Source organism: Bradyrhizobium septentrionale, from assembly GCF_011516645.4.
GTDB classification, from domain to species: domain Bacteria; phylum Pseudomonadota; class Alphaproteobacteria; order Rhizobiales; family Xanthobacteraceae; genus Bradyrhizobium; species Bradyrhizobium septentrionale.
The window spans coordinates 5,002,120-5,024,234 of record NZ_CP088285.1; the positions used below are offsets into that span (position 1 = coordinate 5,002,120).

The 22,115-nt window shown below is 65.8% G+C and carries 19 protein-coding genes; 6 read left to right on the forward strand and 13 right to left on the reverse strand.

The window, feature by feature from the left end; translation table 11 throughout:
* Window positions 1-82: 82 nt before the first annotated feature.
* Entirely contained in the window at window positions 83-1,828 is a 1,746-nt protein-coding gene (locus HAP48_RS25535; protein WP_166216017.1) for an adenylate/guanylate cyclase domain-containing protein, read from the reverse strand.
* 217 nt (window positions 1,829-2,045) lie between these two features.
* Between HAP48_RS25535 and HAP48_RS25540 the strand changes: the two genes are divergently transcribed.
* The gene (locus HAP48_RS25540) at window positions 2,046-3,581 is read left to right on the forward strand and encodes a glycosyltransferase family 39 protein (RefSeq protein ID WP_166216014.1); all 1,536 of its coding nucleotides are present in this window, start codon (window positions 2,046-2,048) and stop codon (window positions 3,579-3,581) included.
* A gap of 138 nt (window positions 3,582-3,719) precedes the next feature.
* On the opposite strand, the gene HAP48_RS25545 is transcribed toward HAP48_RS25540, so the two are convergent.
* Window positions 3,720-4,751, reverse strand: a complete 1,032-nt coding sequence (locus tag HAP48_RS25545) for a YcjF family protein (RefSeq protein ID WP_166209110.1) — start codon at window positions 4,749-4,751, stop codon at window positions 3,720-3,722.
* Window positions 4,748-6,211 (reverse strand): YcjX family GTP-binding protein, encoded by a 1,464-nt coding sequence (locus HAP48_RS25550; protein WP_166209108.1) that lies wholly within the window; start codon window positions 6,209-6,211, stop codon window positions 4,748-4,750. The genes HAP48_RS25545 and HAP48_RS25550 overlap by 4 nt, the downstream gene beginning before the upstream one ends.
* A 178-nt stretch (window positions 6,212-6,389) precedes the next feature.
* On the opposite strand from HAP48_RS25550, the gene trhA reads away from it, so the two are divergent.
* The gene (trhA, locus tag HAP48_RS25555; protein WP_166209106.1) at window positions 6,390-7,085 is read left to right on the forward strand and encodes a PAQR family membrane homeostasis protein TrhA; all 696 of its coding nucleotides are present in this window, start codon (window positions 6,390-6,392) and stop codon (window positions 7,083-7,085) included.
* Between the two features lie 139 nt (window positions 7,086-7,224).
* The gene (locus HAP48_RS25560; protein WP_166209104.1) at window positions 7,225-8,019 is read left to right on the forward strand and encodes an SDR family oxidoreductase; all 795 of its coding nucleotides are present in this window, start codon (window positions 7,225-7,227) and stop codon (window positions 8,017-8,019) included.
* A gap of 90 nt (window positions 8,020-8,109) precedes the next feature.
* Here HAP48_RS25560 and HAP48_RS25565 read toward each other — a convergent pair whose 3' ends face one another.
* Window positions 8,110-8,730 (reverse strand): TetR/AcrR family transcriptional regulator, encoded by a 621-nt coding sequence (locus HAP48_RS25565; RefSeq protein ID WP_166209102.1) that lies wholly within the window; start codon window positions 8,728-8,730, stop codon window positions 8,110-8,112.
* An 82-nt stretch (window positions 8,731-8,812) separates the two neighbouring features.
* Between HAP48_RS25565 and HAP48_RS25570 the strand changes: the two genes are divergently transcribed.
* Window positions 8,813-10,354, forward strand: coding sequence for a 4-hydroxyphenylacetate 3-hydroxylase family protein (locus HAP48_RS25570; RefSeq protein WP_166209100.1), 1,542 nt, complete (start codon window positions 8,813-8,815; stop codon window positions 10,352-10,354).
* A gap of 89 nt (window positions 10,355-10,443) precedes the next feature.
* Here the strand turns inward: HAP48_RS25570 and mdlC are convergent, their stop codons facing one another.
* From mdlC to HAP48_RS25590, 4 genes are all read right to left on the reverse strand, one after another.
* Window positions 10,444-12,072, reverse strand: coding sequence for a benzoylformate decarboxylase (gene mdlC, locus HAP48_RS25575; RefSeq protein ID WP_166209098.1), 1,629 nt, complete (start codon window positions 12,070-12,072; stop codon window positions 10,444-10,446).
* Window positions 12,073-12,547: 475 nt separating this feature from the next.
* Window positions 12,548-13,435 (reverse strand): BJP family subclass B3 metallo-beta-lactamase, encoded by an 888-nt coding sequence (gene blaBJP, locus HAP48_RS25580; RefSeq protein ID WP_166209096.1) that lies wholly within the window; start codon window positions 13,433-13,435, stop codon window positions 12,548-12,550.
* Window positions 13,436-13,575: 140 nt separating this feature from the next.
* Window positions 13,576-13,959 (reverse strand): tautomerase family protein, encoded by a 384-nt coding sequence (locus HAP48_RS25585; protein ID WP_166209093.1) that lies wholly within the window; start codon window positions 13,957-13,959, stop codon window positions 13,576-13,578.
* Between the two features lie 114 nt (window positions 13,960-14,073).
* Window positions 14,074-14,580 carry a winged helix-turn-helix transcriptional regulator gene (locus tag HAP48_RS25590; RefSeq protein ID WP_166209091.1) on the reverse strand — a complete coding sequence of 169 codons (507 nt, stop codon included), beginning with the start codon at window positions 14,578-14,580 and terminating at the stop codon, window positions 14,074-14,076.
* Window positions 14,581-14,690: 110 nt separating this feature from the next.
* Between HAP48_RS25590 and HAP48_RS25595 the strand changes: the two genes are divergently transcribed.
* Entirely contained in the window at window positions 14,691-15,296 is a 606-nt protein-coding gene (locus HAP48_RS25595) for a VOC family protein (protein ID WP_166209089.1), read from the forward strand.
* A 59-nt stretch (window positions 15,297-15,355) separates the two neighbouring features.
* On the opposite strand, the gene HAP48_RS25600 is transcribed toward HAP48_RS25595, so the two are convergent.
* From HAP48_RS25600 to HAP48_RS25620, 5 genes are all read right to left on the reverse strand, one after another.
* The gene (locus HAP48_RS25600) at window positions 15,356-16,246 is read right to left on the reverse strand and encodes an MBL fold metallo-hydrolase (protein WP_166209087.1); all 891 of its coding nucleotides are present in this window, start codon (window positions 16,244-16,246) and stop codon (window positions 15,356-15,358) included.
* Between the two features lie 140 nt (window positions 16,247-16,386).
* Window positions 16,387-17,439 (reverse strand): histidinol-phosphate transaminase, encoded by a 1,053-nt coding sequence (gene hisC / locus HAP48_RS25605; RefSeq protein WP_166209085.1) that lies wholly within the window; start codon window positions 17,437-17,439, stop codon window positions 16,387-16,389.
* Between the two features lie 206 nt (window positions 17,440-17,645).
* Complete coding sequence (locus HAP48_RS25610) at window positions 17,646-18,494, reverse strand: HTD2 family dehydratase (protein ID WP_166209082.1); 849 nt, start codon at window positions 18,492-18,494, stop codon at window positions 17,646-17,648.
* A gap of 224 nt (window positions 18,495-18,718) precedes the next feature.
* Window positions 18,719-19,816, reverse strand: a complete 1,098-nt coding sequence (locus HAP48_RS25615; protein ID WP_166209080.1) for a CaiB/BaiF CoA transferase family protein — start codon at window positions 19,814-19,816, stop codon at window positions 18,719-18,721.
* Between the two features lie 11 nt (window positions 19,817-19,827).
* Entirely contained in the window at window positions 19,828-20,997 is a 1,170-nt protein-coding gene (locus HAP48_RS25620) for an acyl-CoA dehydrogenase family protein (protein WP_166209078.1), read from the reverse strand.
* A 182-nt stretch (window positions 20,998-21,179) separates the two neighbouring features.
* On the opposite strand from HAP48_RS25620, the gene HAP48_RS25625 reads away from it, so the two are divergent.
* Window positions 21,180-22,103, forward strand: coding sequence for a LysR family transcriptional regulator (locus HAP48_RS25625; protein ID WP_166209075.1), 924 nt, complete (start codon window positions 21,180-21,182; stop codon window positions 22,101-22,103).
* Window positions 22,104-22,115 lie beyond the last annotated feature (12 nt).

Genomic DNA, 22,115 nt, shown 5'->3' on the forward strand with positions numbered 1-22,115 from the left:
GGGCCTGTTCGAGCATCTCTGCTGAACGCGCGCTTGGATGTGCGGCAGGTCACACTCGGAGTGGGGTGGAAGATGAACCCGGTCAGGCCGCGACGGCGCGACGGTCGTCGACCAGCGCGGACAGGATGCGGGTCGCTTCGACGGTGCGCACGGTCATCGGCTCGTTGCGGCCGCGGATCGCGACCTCCTGGGCCGGCAGCGCATCGTCGGCAAGGCCGGCGGTGACGCGCACCTCGTCCGAGATCACCGCCTCGCAGGCCAGCGCCTTGGTCATGTCCTGCAGCCTTGCCGCAACGTTGACGGCATCGCCGAGCGCGGTGAACACCATGTGGTCGCGATAGCCGATATCGCCGACGATCACCTCGCCGCCATGGATGCCGATGCCGAAGCGGATCGGCTCGCGCAGATCGTGGCTGAGGAACTGGTTCAGCTCGTCGATATTGGCCGCGATCAGCGCTGCCGCGCGCAACGCCTGACGGCAGGCCACCTGCCGATCGGTGGTGAGCCCGAACAGCGCCAGCATGCCGTCGCCGATGAACTGGTTCGGCCGCCCGCCGGCTTCCAGCACCGCCTGCGACACTGCGCCGAGGAAGCGGTTGACAATGAACACGGTGTCGAACGGCAGCCGTTTCTCGGCAAGCTGCGTCGAGCCGCGCATGTCGACGAACATGCTGACGAGATAACGCTCCTGGCCGACCCGCGTCGGATGGGTGGCGTGCGCATTCGCCGACATCGTGTGCGGCAGGAACAGCTGGAAGAAGTTCAGGTCGGCGGTCGGCCGCAACTGGCAGGCCAGCCGGATCGACGGATCGTCAGTGCCGACCCGGTGCAGCACGAAGGCTTCGCGCGGCGAGGGTTCGGGCAGGGCAGCATGATCGCCGATGATGCGGATGCGGCAGGTCGAGCAGCGCGCGCGGCCGCCGCAGACGCTGGCATGCGGCACGTTGTAGCGCAGGCTCGCTTCCAGCACGCTCAATCCCTTCGGCACCCGCAGCGTACGACCGTTGCCGTAGGACAGCGCGATCATGCCGCCGCGGCGCTCCAGCAGGGCACGCGCGCCGCGCGCCAGCAGCACGAGGCCGAGCAGCCCGAGATAGCCGATCGTCAGGCGGTCCGTGATCTTCTCGAGCGTGGTCGCCTGCGCCGCCGTGCCGAGCTTCTGCACCGACAGCTCCTCGCGCCGCCAGTCGGGGTCCTGATAATCTTCCATCGTGGCACGGCCGCCCTGATAGATGCCGAGCATCGCCAGGGTCGGGATCAGCACCGCGGCAGCGAGCAGGTATGGTGCGGCGCGCGCAAAGAACGGACGCAGCCGCAGCCAGAAATACAGGCCGATGCAGCCATGCACCCAGGCGATCACCAGCACCGCCAGCATCAGCCACAGCCGGTTCGGTGCCGAGATGAAGAACGTGTACAGCTCTTGCGGGTAGAGTTTCTCCTGCCCGTACAGGGTCTGGCCGAGCCGCGCGCCCACAACGTGCGCAACGATCAGCATCGGGACGCTGAGGCCGAGCGTGAGCTGTAGCGGCTCGATCGTCTTCCAGTGGAACTCGCGGCGCTGATACAGCGCCCAGATGCCGAGCGCGGTGTGCACCAGGCAGGAGCTGTAGAAGGTGATCGCGACCGGCAGGAATTGCCAGAATTCGGTGTGGTAGTACACCCCGATCGCCAGCGCCTCCGTCGAGATATTGCCGAGCGCGTGGTTGAGGAAATGGCTGATCAGGTAGGCGAACATGATCGCCCCCGTGACCAGGCGGACCTGCCGCAGGCCAACGCCGCGGGCCAAATCCTGTAGATCCTGCAGGTGCTCGCGCGAGGGGGAGGCCATGTGATTCATGATCGGCAAGTCTAGTGCTTAATTCCCGCGCTGAACACCACCACGGGTGTCCGGACGGGCCGTGACAGCGGGCACTGCAGCACGTTGACACTCCGTTAAGAGTCGAACAAAAAGCGCCGTGACGATAACTCCCGCCGATAACAACAGCGTTAAGCCGGCCCGGTCGCGCGCGCCGGATTGGCGCGGCGTCATCGCCGTGATCGTTGCCATGACCGCGATGCGGCTGGTCTATGCCCATGCGCTCGATCTGCGCACCGACGAGGCTTATTACTGGACCTGGTCGAAGGAAAACGTGCTGTCCTTCCTCGACCATCCGCCAATGGTGGCCTGGTTCATCCGCTTCGGCACCGCGATCCTCGGCGACACCAATCTCGGCGTCCGCCTCGGTGGCATCGTGGCGATGCTGGCGACCCAGCTCCTGCTCGCCGACATCGTCCGCCGCGTGACATCCAACAATGTCCGCGCCGTGATGCTGGCGCTGCTGCTGCCGGAGGCGGCGCTCTACTACGGGCTCTTGATGGCCAAGGTGGCACCCGATACCGCGCTGATCCCGTTTTCGGTGGCGATGCTGTGGTCGCTGGTGCGGCTTGCGCAAAGCAATGACGAGCGCTGGTGGCTCGCCGCGGGGCTGTTTGCCGGGCTGGCGCTGTTGTCGAAATTCACCGCGATCATGTTCGCGCCGGCGGTGCTCGCCTTCGCGCTGGTGCCGGATTGGCGTTGGCGCTGGCTGCGCAGCCCGTATCCTTACCTCGCCGCACTGATCGCGATCGTCATGTTCTCGCCGGTCTTGATCTGGAATGCCGAGCACGATTGGGCCTCGTTCCGCTTCCAGGCGGTGCGCGCCACCACCGAGCGCGCTTTCACGCTCCGAACGCTGGGCGAGTTCCTCGGCATGCAGTTCGGGCTGGTCGGCTTTGTGCTGCTGCCGGTGACGCTGTTCGGAACAGCGCTGACGGCATGGCGCGGCTATGTCAGGCGCGAGCCGGTCGCAATCCTGCTGGCGACCGCGGTGCTGGTGCCGTTCGCCTACTTTCTCTGGAAGTCCTTGACCTTGCGGGTCGGCGACACCTGGCCGATGTTCCTGTGGCCGGCCGGCTTCGCGGCGGTTGCCATCAATGTCACACGGATGCCGTTCGAGGGCTGGTCGGTTGGCTTAGTCAAATCGACGGTCTATTGGGCCCGGACCGCTATCACCACCGGCATCGTGTTCGTCGTCTGCGTCTTCCTCTACTACATGTTTGCGCCGTGGAATCTGATCGGCCGCACCGATCCGATCGGCACCGAGGCCGGCTACGATCTGGTGGCCGCGCGCACCCTGGCGCAGGTGCAGGCGACCGGCGCGACCTGGGTCGCGACCACGGATTACCGCACCTATGCGATGCTGCGCTGGTTGCTGCGCGGGCGGGTGCCGGTCATCGAGGTCAACGAGCGCGGCCGCTTCCAGGGCTTTGCCGATCCCGGCATGAGCGTGATCCGCGACCATGTCGGCATCTATGTCGGGCGCGAGCCCGAGAACAATTTGCCGCTGTGGCGCGAGACATCAGCGGTGCGTCAGCCGCTGGAGCGCGTGACGCGGAGCTGGCGCGGCATGGTGATGGACACCTATGCGCTGGAGAAAATCAGCGGCTGGACGCCCGATCTGTCGCCGCCGCCGGATACCACATTCTTCCGCTGGCGCGTGCTGGCGATGCGTCTTCCTTCTCCCCTTGTGGAAGAAGGTGGCGCCCATTTGCGCGCCGGATGAGGGGGCTCTCTCCGCGGGGGAGGTGCACGAGGATGGATACCCCTCACCTAAGCGAGTGTGTGACGAGCAGCTGAGCTGCCCTCTCCCACAAGGGGAGAGCGCGCAGCAATGGGCGCCGTCCGTTCTGAAAGAACCCGGCTATTCCTCTTCGTCGCGCTTGCGGATCAGGTCCTTTGCCAGATCGGTCAGCGCGGGGCGCGGCAGGGCGTTGAAGGGGAGCGGACGGGTGACGTCGATCGCGGCGAGGCCGAGCCGCGCGGTCAAGAGGCCGTTGAGCATGCCTTCGCCGAGCCGCTGCGAGAGCTTTGCCGCGATACCGTGGCCGAGCATCTGCTGGATCAGGCTGTCGCTCGCCGCCATGCCGCCGGTGATCGCCAGATGCGCGATGACGTGGCGCAACAGGCGGATCATGCCGAGCGCGCCGGGCCTGCCGCCATAGAGCCGCGCCAGCTGCCGGATCATCCTCAAGCTAGCCACGAACACGAACAGCACGTCGATCATCGCGCGCGGGCTGACCGCGGTGACGACCGAGACGCGCTGCGCGGCGGTCGAGACCAGCCGCCGTGCTTCCTGGTCGAGCGGCGTCATCAGCTCGCGTTCGGCAAGGCGGATCATGTCGGCACCGTCGATGATGTCGTCGGTGTGACTCTGCAGCGCGCTGCGGGCGCGGGCGAGCTGCGGGGTCTGGTGCGCGAGCTTGAGCAGGTCGGCGACAACAGCCCGGCTCGCGGCGCGGTCGTCGCTGATCAGCACCTCGGCGGCGCGCAGATGCAGCTTCTCGATGGTCGCAAGCCGCGCCAGACCGATCAGCTCGCGCATGGTGACGACCGCCAGCGCCACCGCGGCGATGACGGCAAGCCCGAGCCCGAGGACGCCGAGGCCCTCGTTGCGCGCGAACAGATCCTCGACCAGATTGATGACGCCAAGCCCGGCGCCGAGCACCACGAGGCCCGTGACCGCGCTCCAGAACAGCGTGCCCCAGCGGAAGCCGCGGCGCGCCGGCAGCAGCGGCGCATCTGTTGGCACCGGGAGCTGTGCAGGCTCGGCCTCGGGCACGATCTGGATCGTGCCGCGGGCGAGGCGGCCGCTGTCGTCCGGATCCATCACGACCACGCCGGGATCGTCGAGCTTGAACGTCGCCGGCCGCCGCGGGGGCGTCTTCTCGTTCATTGCAGTTTGTCTCCGATCAGGAATTGGAGAGCGCGGTCAAGGCGGATGTGAGGCAGCGCCGGCTCCGCATCGCCGTTTCGCTCCAGCTTCGGCGGACGGAAGCGCAGGAAACGGTAGTCGGCCGCCTCGGCGCCGGCGCTGGAGAGGCCGCGGAATCCGCCGTTGAACAGCGCCTCCGGATTGTCGGGCAGGTCGCCCGGAAAGGTCGCAACCTCGGTCTCGCCGTCCAGCCGCTCGCCGTTGGCGATTTCGCCCGGTGCCGGCGTGCCGAGGATCGACGGCAGCCGGTCGCGGCCGCGGGTGACCTGCGCCTCGCGGGTGGCGCGCACCGCGGCGAGCGCCACCACGTCGATCGCGGCGCCGGCATATTCGGCGCGCTCGGCGGCCCTCGCCACGATCCGCCGCAGCACGGCCTCCAGCCGGTCGTGGCTCTGGTGGTGCAGATGGTCGGCCTTGGTCGCCGCGAACAGGATGCGGTCGATGCGCGGCCGGAACAGCGCGCTCAGGATCGTGCTGCGGCCGATCCGGAAGCAGTCGAGGATGCCGGCGAGCGCGGCCTCGAGATCGTGCAGCGCCTCGGGGCCGGCATTGAATGCGGCCAGCGCATCGGCGAGCACGATCTGGCGATCGAGCCGCGCGAAATGATCGCGGAAGAACGGCCGCACCACGACGTCCTTGTAGGCCTCAAAGCGCCGCCGCATCATCGCCCACAGCGAGCCGTCCGGCGCGCTGCCGTCGACGGGCACGTCGAGCGGCGCAAAGGTCAGCGCCGGCGTATTGGCGAGATTGCCCGGCATCAGGAAGCGGCCGGGCGGCAGCAGGCTCATCGCAAAGCGCTCGTCGCGGCAGGCGCGCAGATAGTCGGTGAACAGTCTTGCCTCGGCGAGCGCCGCCTGCTCGTCCTCCTTGGCTTCGGGGTTGAGCGTTGCCAGATGCGCGTGCCAGGGCGCCGCGAGTTTCGCGCGCAGCGGCTCGCGCGACAGCGCAAGGCTCTCCGCCGACCATTGCTCGTAGCTCTTGGCCAGCAGCGGCAGGTCGAGCAGCCACTCGCCGGGATAGTCGACGATGTCGACGGTCAGCGTGCGGTCCGCGCCATTTTGCCGCTGATACTCGATCACGAGGCGAAGCTCGGAGATGTCCGTGGTCGAGCTCGGCCATCGCAGCTCCTCGACCAAAGTGCGGACATGGTTCTCATAGGCGAAGCGCGGCACTGCATCGTCAGGTTGCGGTGCGAGATAGGCGCGCGCGATCCGCCCCGAGGCATAGGGCTCGAACACCGGGAAGCGGCCGCCCCGGGTCAGGCCGTGCACCAGCGCGGTGATGAACACGGTCTTGCCGGCGCGCGACAGGCCGGTGACGCCGAGCCGTACCGTCGGGTTGAAGAAGCCCTCGCCATAGTCGAGCAGCGCCCGCGCCGAGAGACGCGCTTCCTCGACGATATCTCGAAACCTGGGGGGCATGGAGGGTTAACGAAAAGACCCGGCAGGAGGAGCCAAAAAGGGGCGGGCGATCACCCGCAAGGTGGCGATTATCGGGCCAAAATCAAGCTTCACATTTCCGGCGCCTTTGCAGGCGAGGGGTTGAACGTGCCGCGATATCAGCGATACCCATCATCTGTCGGCCCACGGGAAAGCCTGCATGACGGTCTTCCGCCTGAAGCAATTCGCCTCGACCTCGATCCACGCGGCCGGCGCCGCGCTGTGGAACTACGACCGTGCCGAGCTGATCGCCGACGGCGTCGTCCACATCATCGGCGTCTGTTTCGGCCTGGTTGCCGCCACCGCGCTGATCGTGCTGACCGCGGTCTATGCCGGTCCGTTCGACGTTGCCGTGGTGTCGGTCTATGTCGCGGGCCTGCTCGCGATGCTGGTGCTGTCGGCGACCTATAATCTCTGGCCGGTGTCGCGCGCCAAATGGGTGCTGCGGCGCTTCGATCACTCCGCGATCTATCTGTTGATCGCCGCGACCTATACGCCGTTCATCGTGGAGCTGAAGGACAGCACTTTCGCGATCGCGCTGCTGGTCGGGGTGTGGTGCGTGGCGATCGTCGGGATCTGGCTGAAGCTCGCCTATCCCGGCCGCTTCGACCGGCTCGCAGTCGGGCTCTACCTCGCGATGGGCTGGAGCGGCATCATGCTCTACGACCGCGTCGTCAAGGCGCTGCCGGCGATGGCGCTCGGCTTTGTGCTGGCCGGCGGCATCCTCTACAGCCTGGGGGTGATCTTCCACTCCTGGCGGCGGCTGCGCTTCCAGAATGCGATCTGGCACGGCTTCGTGCTGCTCGGGGCCGCCTGCCACTATACGGCAGTGTTCGACGTCGTGCTGGCGAGCTGAGCGTTCCCCTCATCGAAAAGATCATGCATCGGCCAAAGATGCGATATCATGGTCGCCGTTAGTTGAGCATCATCTTTCGGAAAACCGGCTTCCACTTTTCCGGATGATGCTCTCGGATCAAGATATCGGGAGGATGGCCATGCAGGTGGCAGGTAAGGTTGTGGTGGTCACCGGCGGTGGCAATGGCATCGGCAAGGCGCTGTGCGAGGCGTTCCACGCCGCGGGCGCCTCCAAGGTCGTGGTCGTCGACCTCGATCATGCGGCCGCCGAGAAGGTCGCGGCCTCGGTCGGCGGCGCGGCCTTCAAATGCGATGTCGGGCAGGAGAAGAACATCCTGCATGTGATCGACGAGACCGAGCGCATGTTCGGCCCGATCGCGCTGTTCTGCTCCAATGCCGGGATCGGCGGCGGCTTCGATCCGCTGTCGAAAAATGCCGGCGGCACCTCGGACGAGCCGTGGTCGCGCAGCTGGGCGATCCATGTCATGGCGCATGTCTATGCTGCACGGCATCTGGTGCCGCGCATGAAGGCGCGCGGCGGCGGCTACTTCCTCAACACGATCTCGGCGGCTGGCCTGCTGTCGCAGGTCGGCAGCCCGGCGTACTCGACCACCAAGCACGCCGCGGTCGGGTTCGCCGAAAATCTCGCGATCTCGCACCGCGCCGACAACATCAAGGTCTCGATCCTTTGCCCGCAGGGCGTCGAGACCAACATGCTGCGCTCGATCCCGAGGGGCCCGCAATCCGGCGACGGCGATCTCTCCGCGGAACAGGTCGCGCAGGACGCGCTCAAGGGCATCGAGCACGAGACCTTCCTGATCCTGCCGCACCCGCAGGTGCTCGGCTACATGCGCAAGAAGACCGAGAACTACGACCGCTGGATCGGCGGCATGGCCAAGATCCAGGCCAAGATGCGCGAGACGCACGGGAAGTGACTCGCAGCCGCATGTCGCTGCAATGTGAGGTGAGCACGCTGGTCAGGCTCCGTTCCCTACAAGGGGGAGGGAACCCTTCCGCCGGTGGCCTCACTCCTTGGCGAGTTGTGCGATCCTGTCGCGCAGATAGGCGTCCATCAGATCGGGCGCCGAAGCGCCGAACATCCTGATGCGGCCGGTGTGCAGCAACAGCAGCAGGCCGGTCGCGTGCGCGAAGCAATCCACCATCACGGTGTTGGCTTTCTGACGCGACGCGCCGAGCGCCTCGGCCGCTTCCGCAATCGGATGCAGCGCAGCCTCCAGCGCGGCGTTCAACTCGTGGTCGCGATCATGGCCGAGCCCGGCCGGCTTCATGCCGCCGCGGAGCAGATAGAAGCCGAGATCGAGGTCGCGTGGATGGTCCGCATAATAGCGGAAGAACGCCATGCCCGCGGCGTGCAGCTTCTGCTTCGCGCCGCGCGTCGTCGCGACGGCGGCGCTGACCGCCTCACCCAGCGAGGCCAGCGATTGCCGCAACACCTCGGCATAGATCGCTTCCTTGGAATCGAAGTGGAAATACAGCGCCGCCGGGGTGTAGCCGGCCCGGGTCGCGATCGCCCGCAGGCTCGCGCCCTCGAGGCCTTCCTCGGCGAACACGCTGCGCGCCGCATCGAGGATCAGCTCCCGCTTGTGGCGGCTGACCGCTTCCTTCCTGCTCTCGCGCATCTGCATCCGGCGAATCCGTTCTTGACTCAATTCTAACAGCGTTAGATAATTTAACAGTGTTAGAATAAATGAGCAAGGGAGAAGCGTCATGCTGATGACGGCTACGGACTACCGGGAATCCCTGCGCCGCTACAAGCCGCGGGTGTTCGTCAATGGCGAGGCGGTCGCGAGCGTCGCCGACGAGCCGTTGCTGGCGCCCGGCGTGGCGGGTGTCGGCGTGACCTACGATTTCGCGCATCGCGCCGAGCACGCGCCGATCATGACGGCGCGGCAGGGCACCTCGGGCAAGACGGTCAACCGCATGCTCCACATCAATGAGAGCTCGCAGGACCTGCTCTACAAGCTCGAGGCAGTGCGGCTGGTGTGCAGGACATCGGGCTGCGCGCAACGCTATCTGACCCATGATGCGCTCAACGGCCTGTATCAGGCGACGAAGCTGACCGACGATCGGCACGGCACCGATTACAGCCAGCGCTTCCTCAACTATCTGCACGAGGTGCAGGACAAGGACCTGACGCTCGGCGTCGCCATGACCGATGCCAAGGGCGATCGCTCCAAGCGGCCGGGGCTGCAGGCCAATCCGGACGTCTATGTCCACATCAGGGAGCGGCGCGGCGACGGCATCGTGATCCGCGGCACCAAGGCGATCGTTACCGGCGCGCCCTACATGCACGAATTTCTTGTCATGCCGTGCCGCACCCATGTGCCCGACGACAAGGATTTTGCGGTGTGTTGCGCGGTGCCGGTCGATGCGCCCGGTGTCACCATCGTCGCACGCCCGGCCGGCCGGCCCGGCGATGCATCTGCCAAATTCTCGGCGAAGTACGGCCAGTCGGTCGGCGTCGTGATCTTCGACGACGTGTTCGTGCCGCATGATCGCGTCTTCCTCGCCGGCGAGACCGAGGAGGGCGGCTTCCTCACCACGTCCTATGCTACGCATCACCGCCATTCCTGCATCGGTGCGCGCGCCGGGTTCGGCGATCTGTTGATCGGCGCCGGCGCCCTGATGATCGAGGCCAACGGGCTCGATGCCGAGAAGCACGCGCATATCCGCGAGGCGATGGTCGAACTGATCACCATCACTGAAAGTTTCTACGCCTGCGGCGTCGCGTCCTCGGTCTACTGCACCAAGGACCCCGCCGGCTCGGTGATGCCGGATGCGGTGTTCTCGAACATCGGCAAGCTGCTGCTCGCGACCAAGATCTACGACATGCACCGCGTGGCGCATTATGTGTCTGGCGGGCTGATCGTGGCGCTGCCGGGACCCGATGAGGACCACAATCCGGAAACGCGTGCCTCGCTCGCCGCTGTCATGGGCGGCCGTCCCGACATTCCGGCCGAGCAGCGCGCCGAGGTGGCGCGATTGATCGAGGACCTCACGGTCTCGAACCAAGCGGGCTGGTACTCGGTGATCTCGCTGCACGGCGGCGGCTCGCCGGAGGCGATGAAGCGCGAGATCTGGCGCAACTATCCGGTGATGGAAAAGGCCGAGCTGGTCGAAAACCTGCTCGGCCGCGGCCTCGTCGACGAGGGCCAGCGGGTGTCGAAGCAGCCCGGACGCTGCTGCGCCACCGGCTGCGAGGTGCCGGCGCCATCAGCCGCGCTAGAGCAGCAACACGTACTCTCTTAGGATGGGTGGAGCGAAGCGATACCCCTCAATTCGTATCCGCGGCCAGAACGATGGGTTTTGCTTCGCTCTACCATCCTACGGATCGCCGCTCAGCTCTTCTGCGCGTAGAGCAGCGGCACCGCGGAATCCACCATCACCTCGATCAGGCTGGTGCCCTGATGCGCGAGGGCGCGTTTGTAGGCGCTCGCGAGCTCGGCCGATTTCGTCACCCGGACTGCGTCGCAGCCCATGCCTTCGGCGAGCTTGACGAAATCGATGCCGGGCAAATCGAGGCCCGGCACGTTGCGCACCTGCATCACCTGGCTGAATGAGCGCATCGCGCCGTAGCCGGAATTGTTCAGCACCACGACCGTCAGCGGCAGCTTGCGCTGCGCGGCGGTCCACAGCGCCTGGATCGAATACATCGCCGAGCCGTCGCCGATCAGGCAGACCGTGCGGCCCGTGCTGCGCCCGAGCGCCATGCCGACCGCGGCCGGCAGGCTGTAGCCGAGGCCGCCGCTCGCCATGGTGTAGAAGCTGTCCTGGCCGCGCATCGGCATCGCCTTCTGCATCAGCGGGCGGTGCGACGGCACTTCCTCGACCAACGCATCGTGCGGCCCCATTGCGGCCGCGAGCGCGTGCAGCGCGTATTCGGCGGGAATCGGATCGCCGGCCGCGGGCGCCGGCGGCAGGACGCGTCCCGCGTCTGCGGTGCGCCTCGTCTCGGGCAGCATCTCGAGCAGCGCCGACAGCGCCGGCTTCATGGTCGCGACGATGCTATGGCCGGTGGGTGTCATCGCCGCAGCGTCCGGATCGTCGGTGATCTGAAAGATCGTGGTTGCGCCGTCGAAGATCGTGGCATGGCCCTCGACATGGAAGGTGAACACCGGTGCGCCGACCACGACGACGAGATCGTGATCGCGCAGCGCGTCGGAGAGCTGGCCGGGCGCGGCATGCAGGAAGCCGGCAAATTGCGGATGCCGCTCGGGGAACGAGCAGCGGGCCGAGAACGGGCTGGCCCAGACCGCGGCCTTGGATTTCTCGGCGACCTTCACCATGAGGTCGACAGCTTGCGCGCGATCGACGGCGGGACCGACGACGAAGGCTGGGCGCTTGGCCTCGCCGAGCGCGGTCACCAGCGCTTGCATCGCTGACAGTTCAGGGCCGACCTCGCGGCTGACCTGGCGCGCATCGAGCGGCTGCGTCGCATGCGCCCAATCGTCGATCGGCACCGAGACGAAGGTCGGCCCGCAGGGCGGCTGCATCGCGACATAATAGGCGCGCGCGATCGCCGCCGGCACGTCCTCGGCGCGCGCTGGCTCGACGGCGAATTTCACGTAGGGACGCGGGAATTCGGACGCGCGCTCGGCATAGAGGAAGGCCTGCAGCGGCATGATCGAACGCGCCTGCTGGCCCGCGGTGATGACCAGCGGGGTCTGGTTGCGATAGGCGTTGTAGATGTTGCCGAGCGCGTTGCCGACACCGGCCGCCGAATGCAGGTTGACGAAGCCGGCATTGCGCGTCGTCAGCGCATAGCCGTCGGCCATGCCGACGACCGAGGCCTCCTGCAGGCCGAGCACGTAATCGATGTCATCGGGCCAGTCGCTCAGGAACGGCAATTCGGTCGAGCCGGGATTGCCGAACACCTTTTTGATACCCCACGCGCGCAGCAGGCCGAAGGTGGCGTCCTTGACGGTGACGGTCTTGCCCTTGCCGGCGGCGGGCTTGCGGGACGACATCGGGCGGCTCCCCTTGCTGTCTTGTTGTGTTCCGTCATTGCGTGCGGCAAACGCGGAACGGCAATCCACCTGTCGATGGATTGCCCGGCGATGTCAAGCCGCTGCGACCTTAGTTGCCGCGGCAACGGCCGAAAAATTGCCGGCGGCTATTCCACGTCGCCCCGCGCAAAAGCTTTGCCTTTGTCGCTGGAGGTGCGAGCGGAGCGAGCCTCGAAGGATGCGTGGCCCGAGTGGGGCCGTCGATCCTTCGAGGCTCGCAAGGGCTCGCACCTCAGGATGACGGAATTGGCTTACTCAGCTTGCTCAGTGTCATCACCCGCGCATGCGGGTGATCCAGTATTCCAGAGACGATCGTGCTTGAGCCGATAGGCCGCGGCGTGCTGGGTCGCCCGGTCGAGCCGGGCGACGACAACAGTAGATGAGGACAAAGCCTCACATCCTCTCAGGATGACGGGATAACGTTTCGCTGCGCTAGTTAATTCGCCTTCTGCAACGCGGCGGTCTGCTTGTCGAGTTGCTTGTCGAAATCCTGCTCGAGGCCCGCCACATAGCTGGCGTTTTCGCCGGGCTTGACGAACGGATTCGGCGCGCCGTCCTTCATCTGCGCGCGCTTGGCCTGCATGTCGTAGACCTCCGGATGCGGCCCGAGCAGCACGTCGACCTTCATTCCCTTGACCTTGGCGAAGGTCGAGCGGTAGTCGTCGACGATGCCGGCATAGGTCGGGCGGCCGACCAGCCGGTTCAGCGCCACCGTCCCGCTGCAGAAGAACAGCACGTTGCGCTCCTGGTTGCCATCCTTCACCGTCATCTCCCAGCTGGTGCAGCCGGGCGAATGGCCGGGCGTGGTGTGCGCGGTCAGCGTCACGTCGCCGAGCGTCACCTTGTCGCCTTCCTTGACGGTGCGATCGACCTTGACCGGCGGGAAGCCGAGATCGGTGTTCTTCTCGTCGCCCGGATAGTAGCCGCCTTCGAGCAGCGGCTTGTCGCGCTCGCCGGCAATCAGCTGCGCGCCGGTCTCCTGCTTGATCTCGGCAAAGCCGCCGGTGTGATCGAGATGCGCGTGGGTGTTGAGGATGACCTTGATGTCGGCGACCTTGAATCCGAGCTTGGCGATGTTGTCCTTGATCATTCCGGTCGACTGCTGCATCGCCGTATCCATCAGGATCAGCCCTTGCGACGTTTTGATGATATAGACCGCGATGCCGTCGGTGCCGACATAATAGATATTGCCGATCAGCTGGAACGGGTCGAACGGCGCGGTCCACTTCTTCATGACTGTCGCCATGAAATCCTTAAGCGTCTGTGCCTGCGCACCGGTTGCGATCAGCGTAAGCGCACACAGCGCGGCTGCGATCGTCCTCATGATTGCCTCCCTGTTTGTTGTTGTTCGTGCGGGCGGCACTATGCGTGCTGGCAATGCCGATCGCAAGCGGCGGACGGCCAGCATTTTGCCGAGCCGCCATGCAGGCGGCGAACCGTCCGCCGCGTCCCTGTTCCCCGGGGTCAGCTTGCGTATTGGGCGATGCCGTTGCCGAACGACCAGTTTTCCTTGGCGACCTCGACCAGGCTGACGAAGATATCGTCCGGGCGGCCCTGCAACTGGCTCTGGAAATCGTCCACGATCCGCTTGTAGAACGCCTTCTTCATCTCGACCGTACGCCCGGCATTCAGCGTGATCTGGATGAAGATCAGATCGTCGCTGTAGCTGTTGCCGAGATAGCTTTCGGCGTAGTTCAGGTCGCCGCGGTCATGCTCGGTGATGATCTGAAATTTGTCATTCTGCGGCACGTTGATCACGTCGAGCATCGCTCTGTAGACGATCTCGCCCAGGGTCTTGCGATAGTCGGCGGACTTGCCGCGCTTCAGGTCGATGCGAACGAATGGCATGGTGGTCTCCCGTTAGTTATGCGGGGCTCGGCCGGATCGGCCCCGTGTGATCGAGACGCTGCGACGGTGCGAAGGCTTTCGCGTCGTCCGCTTGCGCCGGCGGCGTCGGGGAATTCAGCGGGTCGCCTTGAAGGCCTCCCAGCGCGCGTCGCGCTCTCTTTGATATTTTGGCATTCGCTCGGCGGCCATGTCGGCCCAATGCAGCGGCTCGCCACAGGCCTGGCAGACCGGACCGAGCCCGGCCGGCTTGCCGCAGGTGAGGTGGGTGTAGTTCATGGAAAGACCGTCCCTGGGCGACTTGCACCAGGTCTCGCCCCAGGCGCGCAGCGCGAACATCACGGGGAAGAACGCCGCGCCCTTCTCCGTCAAATGATACTCGTGGCGCAGCGGATGCTTGTTGTAGACGCGCCGTGCCACCAGCCCGTCCGCTTCCAGCTTCTTCAGCCGTGCCGCGATCATCTGGGGCGTCGCGCCGGTATAGGCCTGGATCTCCTCGAAGCGGTGGTTGCGCGCGAACAGCTCGCGCAGCACCAGCACGGTCCAGCGGTCGCCCACGACAGTCTCGGCGCGTGCCACCGGACAGAGCGTTCGATCAGCAGGGTTGCCCTTTGGCTTTGCCATCACGTTTTCTTCATCAGTAAGTCACTATGATATTCATAGTAATATGTTAGCGTGAACGCGGGTGCAACGGGTATCTTCCGACCGGTCTCTCACATTTCAAGGAGCGAGCCATGAGTGCCGAAAGCAAGGGTTCGAAACCGGGTGTCGACATGAAGCTCGAAGTCGTCGTGATCCCGGTGTCCGATGTCGATCGCGCCAAGCGCTTCTATGAAAATCTGGGCTGGCGGCTCGACGCCGATTTCGTCAGGGCGGACGGCTCCCGTGCCCTCCAATTGACGCCGCCGGGCTCGCCGACCTCTGTTCATCTCGACAAGGGATCCGCGCTGCCGCGCTTCCTGATCGTGAACGACATCGAGGCGGCGCGCGCCGAGCTGATCGCGCGTGGCGTCGATGTCAGCGAAGTGTTCCACCGCGGATCGCAAGGCCGCATCAAGGGACCGGACCCGGAGCGCCCGAGCTACGGCTCGCTCGCCACGTTCAGCGATCCCGACGGCAATGTCTGGCTGCTGCAGCAGGTTACGCAGCGCCTGCCCGGCCGCGTCGATACCGGCAGCACGACTTTCTCGTCATCGTCGGATCTTGCCGCTGCGCTCCGCCGCGCGGCAGCCGCGCATGGCGAGCACGAGAAACGCACCGGCGGGCACGATGCGAACTGGCCGGATTGGTACGCCGACTACATCGTGCGCGAGCAGGCCGGCCAGCCGTTGCCGGAGTGAGCGAGCAAACAGGAGTATCATCTCCATCGCGGTAAACCACGCGGCCGCGCATCGCGGCCTTACCCATGCCCGGTGTCGAACACCGGCGCGTAGCCGTTGCCGTCTCGATGGATATGGGCGCGGCGCGCACCGCGGAAGTGGGCCGGTATGACAAGCCGGCCGCTGTCCGCGGCCTCTGCCAGGATTTTCGCGCGCGTCTCGCCCGCCAGCTGCGGGTCGGCACAGGATGACGTCGAAAGATCGGGCTGAAAGACCTGCACTGGATTGTGCACGGCATCTCCGCAAAAGATCGCGCGATGTTGCGGGTACTCCACGAGCAGGCCCATCTGCCCGCTGGTGTGGCCCGGCAGCGGCACGAGCCGCAGACCGGGACCGAGCTCATGGCCGTCGTCGACCAGATCGACACGGCCCGCCTCGACGATCGGAATGACGCTCTGCTCCAGGGCGCGGGCGTGGATCGGCGCGGCCCGGCCGGTATCGTGTTTCGTCATCCAGTCGGCGAGCTCGCGGCGGCCGAACAGATAGCGCGCGTTGGGAAAGGTCGGCTGCCAGCGGCCATTGTCCTGGCGCGTATTCCAGCCGACGTGATCGACATGCAGATGGGTGCAGAACGCCAGATCGATGTCGGCCGGATCGACGCCGCTCGTGCGCAACCGATCGAGGAAGCCGCTGCCGTTCCGCCGGTGCCAGGCCGGGATCTCAGGGATGTCCTTGTGTTCGCCGATGCAGGAGTCGATCAGCAGGGTGCGTCCGCCCGTTCGCACCACAAAGCTCTGGATCGCATGTTTTGCCTGGTCCCGCGCGAGATCGATGAACACCGGTTCCAGGACATCGCGGTGCGCTTCGATAAGGCCGCGATCGTATCCAGGCAGGAACTCGGAGAGCGGAAGCGCAAAATCATCGTCATCGACAATGACGTCGACTGTCGCGTCGCCGATTGCAAATCGCATGACAGCTCCTTCCCGGAGAACCGTGCCATCTCGCCGCGGACGCGTCGCTGTCGTTCAGTTGCTTTGCCGCGCCGCCGGGTCGAAGCTCACTATGCGGGTTGCCGCGATCGATCGCAAGTTGCGTGGCTCGCGGACGGTGATCAGACCATGCCGCGCAGCAGGTCGATCAGGCGGCCGCACTCGTCGTCCGTTCCGACCGTGATGCGCAAAAAGTCCTCGATCCGCGGCTTCTGGAAATGCCGAACCAGGACGCCGCGCTTGCGGAGCTTTGCGGCGAGATCCGCGCCGCGGTGGCCGGGGTGGCGGGCGAACACGAAATTCGCCAGCGATGGCAGCACCTCGAAGCCAAGCTCGGCGAGGCCGCGGACCAGCGCCTCGCGGCTCCGGATGATGCGTTGCCGTGTCTCCTCGAACCAGGCCTCGTCCTCGATCGAGGCGACCGCGCCCGCGATCGCAAAGCAATCCAGCGGATAGGAGTTGAAGCTGTCCTTTACCCGTTCCAGCGCCTCGATCAGCGGGCGCTGGCCGATGGCGAAGCCGACCCGCAGGCCCGCCAGCGCGCGCGACTTCGAGAGCGTCTGCACCACCAGCAGATTGTCGTGGCGCGCGACCAGCGGCACGGCGCTCTCGGCGCCGAAGTCGACATAGGCCTCGTCGACCACCACCAGCCGGTCGGGATGCTCGGTGAGCAGCGCCTCGATTGCCGCACGTGGCAGCGCGATGCCGGTCGGCGCGTTCGGATTGCACAGCAGGATGGCGCTGCCGGGCCGCCGGTAGTCGGCGAGGTTCACCCGCATCGCGGCATCGAGCGGCACCACCTCGTAGCTGACGCCATAGAGGCGGCAGTAGACCGGGTAGAAGCTGTAGGTGATGTCGGGGAACAGCAGCGGCGCGTCGTGCTTCAGCAGCGCCGGAAAGGCGTGGGCCAGCACCTCGTCCGAGCCGTTGCCGACAAACACTTCGTCTGGCGTGACGCCATTGCGCTTCGCTATCGCCTCGCGCAGGGCGGTTGCACGGGGATCAGGGTAGAGCCGCAGGCGATCCGTGGTCGCGGTGATCGCAGCCAGCGCGCGCGGCGACGGCGGGTAGGGATTCTCGTTGGTATTGAGCTTGATCAGGCCATCGATCTTCGGCTGCTCGCCGGGCACGTATGGCGACAGATTGTGGACGACCGAACTCCAGAAGCGACTCATGATCCCGTGATCCATGGCTGAATGCGATCACAGTAAAGCATGATCCGGAAAAGTGCGAAGCGGTTTTCCGAAAAGATCATGCTCAAACAAAGTACCAAAGCGCGATGACGATTGAACCCAATCGCATCGCGCCTTGGGCGATGCGAGACGCCGGCGAAAGACGGCCCTTCACTTCTCGTGGTCTTGATATGCGTCCGGCTCAGGCTCTACCAGGTCGCCGTGCCCTTCATGGTCGGCTGGCCCTCGGCATTGGCGGTCCACAGCTCCATGCCGCCGTCCTTGTCGTTGGCGTTGATCGAGAACTCGCTGCCCTCGAACAGCGGCTGCACGCCGCGATAGGACAGCTTCCTCGGCGGCTTGCCGCCGCGCAGTTTCGCGGCGAGCTCGACGATGAAGGAAGCCTGCAGCGGGCCGTGGAAGATCAGGCCCGGATAGCCCTCGACCTTGGTGACGTAGTCGCGGTCGTAGTGGATACGGTGGCCGTTGAAGGTCAGCGCCGAATAACGAAACAGCAGCACCGGGTCGGAGACGTGGCTCTCGCGATGCTGCGCGACCGGAGGCGGCGGCGCCTTGGCGGGCGCTGCGGCCTGCGTCGTCATCTCGCGATAGACGATGTCCTGCCGCTCGCGGACCGCAAGCCCGCGCGAGGTCGTCACCTCGTGGTTGACCGAGACGAAGCACAGCGTGCCGGTCGAGCCCGATTTCACCGTGACGTCCGCAATGCGCGAGGTCCGCCTGGCGTCGTCGCCGATGCACAAGCTATCGAAGAATTCGAGTTCGCCGCCGGCCCACATCCGGCGCGGCAGCGGCACCGGCGGCAGGAAGCCGCCGCGGGTCGGGTGACCGTCCTGGCTCAATTGCGACATCGGAAACACCGGCTGCGCCAGGCACCAATGCGTGGTCCACGGCGCGGCATCGCCGGCCTTCGGCTCGCCAATCTCCTGGAACAGCGTCGCGCGTAGCCCCATCACGAGATATTTGGTGACGACGTCGGAGGCCTCCTGGGAGCGGCCGATCCACTGGCGGAGATGATCGAGGTCGAGTTTGTCGGTCATGAGATGTTGCCCGCGGTGAGAGAAATCTGAGCGTGATGGCGTCGGTGTGACGGCAAACTCGGTGCACCTCTCCCGCTTGCGGGGGAGGTCGGCGCGCAGCGCCGGGTGGGGGCTCTCTCCACGGTGGGATTCGTGGAGAGAGCCCCCACCCCAACCCTCCCCCGCAAGCGGGAGAGGGGGCGCAGCTCGTTCTTGATTGCGATCGCGCCTGATCTCATTGCAGCCTAACGTCTGGTGCGCTCGCCGATCGCGGGCACCTTGCCGTAGTGCCTGTCCTCGCCGACCACGATCGCGGCCGGCGCCGGATAGCTGACGCGGCCGTTCGGCGTGTCGACCTCGATGCGGCGCAGATGCGGATGCTTGGCGAGGTCGTCCATGCTGTTGACCTCGGCAAAGGCGATGTCGGCCTCGGCGAGCTTGGCCAGCAATTCCTCGCGCGTCAGTCTGCCAAAGCTGTCGTTGACGATCTGGTCGGTCAGCGTGCGGTTGCGCACCCGCTCGACCATGTTGGCAAAGCGCGGATCGTCGGGGAGGGCCGGTTGGCCCAGCACCTTGGCGCACAGCGCCTTCCACTCGCGCTCGCTCTGGATCGAGATCAGGATTTCCTTGCCGTCCTTGGAGCGGAAGACGCCATAGGGCGCGATCGAGGGATGGGCGAGGCCGATCCGCTTCGGCGACTTGCCGTCCTCCGCATTGAGCAGCGGCACGGTGAGCCAGTCGGCCATCACGTCGAACATCGAGATCCGGATGTCGGCTCCCTCACCGGTGCGGCCGCGCCCGATCAGCGCCTCGAGAATGGACGCATGCGCGGTGGCGCCGGTGGCGACGTCGACGATCGACATACCGACACGCGAGGCGCCTTCCGGGCCGCCGGTGATCGAGGCAAGGCCGCTCTCGGCCTGGATCAGGAGGTCATAGGCCTTGCGGTCGGCATAGGGGCCGGTGTCGCCATAGCCGGTGATCGTGCACATGATCAGCTTCGGATAGTCCTTGCGCAGCCGCTCGCGCGCGAAGCCGAGCTTGTCCATCGAACCCGGCTTCAGGTTCTGCAGCAGCACGTCGGCGCCTGATATCAGCTCCTCGAGCTGCGCGCGGCCTTCCTTGGTGGCGAGGTCGACCACCGCGGAATCCTTGCCGCGGTTGAGCCACACGAAGTAGCTGCTCTGGCCCTTCGCCGCGGCATCATAGCCGCGGGCGAAATCGCCCTCGGGCCGCTCGATCTTGATGACATGGGCGCCGGCGTCCGCCAGGCGTGACGAGCAGAACGGCGCAGCAACCGCCTGTTCGACGGCGATGACGGTCAATCCCTCAAGCGGCAGCATGATCACAGAACTCAGTAGGAACGGGGCATGCCGAGCACGTGCTCGGCGACGAAGGACAGGATCAGATTGGTCGAGATCGGCGCCACCTGGTAGAGCCGGGTCTCGCGGAATTTGCGTTCGACGTCGTATTCCTCGGCGAAGCCGAAGCCGCCATGGGTCTGCACGCAGGCATTGGCCGCTTCCCAGGAGGCGTCGGCCGCCAGCATCTTGGCCATGTTGGCCTCGGCGCCGCAATCGAGCCCGGCTTCATATTTGCGGGTGGCTTCCTTCACCATCAATTCCGCCGCCCGCATCGAGGCGTAGGCTCTTGCAATTGGAAACTGGATGCCCTGGTTCTGCCCGATCGGTCGGCCGAACACGCTGCGCTCCTTGGCGTAGTTGGTGGCCTTCTGGATGAACCATTTGGCGTCGCCGACGCACTCGGCCGCGATCAGGATGCGCTCGGCATTCATGCCGGAAAGGATGTAGCGGAAACCCTTGCCTTCCTCGCCGATCAGATTCTCCGCCGGCACCTTCATGTCGGTGAAGAACACTTCGGTGGTGGCGTGGTTCATCATGGTTCGGATCGGGCGGATCTCCAGGCCCTTGCCCTTCACCTCGCGCATGTCGACGATGAACACCGAAAGCCCGTCGGTGCGCTTCTTGGACTGCTCCTTCGGCGTGGTGCGCGCCAGCAGCACCATCAGGTCGGAATATTCGGCGCGGCTGGTCCAGATCTTCTGGCCGTTGACGACGTAATGGTCGCCCTCGCGGCGCGCAAAGGTCTTCAGCGACGACGTGTCGGTGCCGCTGGTCGGCTCGGTGACGCCGAACGCCTGCAGCCGCAATTCGCCGGTCGCGACCTTCGGCAGATACTTGGCTTTCTGCGCATCATTGCCGTGCCGCAGCACCGTGCCCATCGTGTACATCTGGGCGTGGCAGCCGCCGCCATTGCAGCCGGCGCGCTGGATCTCTTCCAGGATCGCGGCTGCCGCCGACAGCTTCAGGCCCGCGCCGCCATATTCCTCGGGGATCAAGACCGAGAGATAGCCGGCCTCCGTCAGCGCATCGACGAATTCCTTCGGATAGGCCATCTGGCGATCGAGCTTGCGCCAGTATTCGCCGGGAAACTGCGCGCAGAGTTTTGCCACCGCGTCGCGGATGTCTGTGTGGTCGTCGGTGTGCTGATCGTGTGTGGTCATTGTTCTGTCTTGCCGAGAGGTTGCACCAGAGCGTTTTCGAGCGAAGTGGGTACCGGTTCGCGTGAAGAAAACGCGTCAAAACCAGAATCGTGCAGGCCAATTGCCCGCTGTTGTGGGGCCCCGGTAAACTCCCTATGCTGTTTTGTTATAGCGTATGAACCTGCCTTCCAGGATTGGCAAGTATGGATTTCCGCCAGCTTAGGACCTTTGCCTGTGTCGCGGAACTCGGGAGTCTGAGCAAGGCCTCCGATACGCTGCGAGTCGCGCAGCCGGCGCTGAGTCGGCAGATCAAGCTCCTGGAGCACGAGCTGCGCACCGAATTGTTCACGCGCAACGGCCGCGGCATGGTGCTGACCGACGCCGGCCGGCTGCTGCTGGCGCGCACCGGCGGTATCGTGCGGCAGATCGACCAGATCCGGGACGACATCCAGTCCGCCAGCGGCGCGCCGTCCGGCCGCGTCGTGCTCGGGCTGGTGCCGACGGTGAGCTGCGTGCTGTCGGCGCGGCTGGCGCGGCGCACGGTGGAGCGCTATCCCGGCATCTCGCTCTGCATCGTCGAAAGCTACAGCGGCCATCTGATCGAATGGCTGCATCGCGGCGAGATGGACCTCGCGGTGATCTACGGGCCGTCGGTCGATCTGCATCTGGCGGTGCAAAGCCTCGGCCGCGACAGCATCGTCGCGGTCGGCCCGCGCGGCAGCGGCCTGAAGCAGAAGAGGCAGGTCGAGTTCGGATGGCTGATGCGCCAGCGCCTGGTGCTGCCCAGTCATTCGCACGGGCTCCGCGCGCTGCTCGAACATGCCGCCGCCAAAAAGAAGATCGATCTCGACGTCAAGCTCGAGGCGGATTCGTTCCGCGTGCTGACCAGCCTGGTCGAGGAGGGCCTTGGATATACCTTGCTGCCGCCGTCCTCGGTGCGCGCCGAGGTGGCGGAGGGCCGGCTCGAGACCGCCTCGATCGCGCGGCCCGCGCCGCGGCGCGAGCTGACGCTGGCTTCGCCGGTCGAGCATCCCGGCTCCAATGCGATGACGCTGATCGCAAAGCTGTTGCGCGACGAGGTCGCCGCGCTGCGCGCCGAGGGGCTCTGGGATATCCAGCTCGCCTGAGCGCGGCTTGCG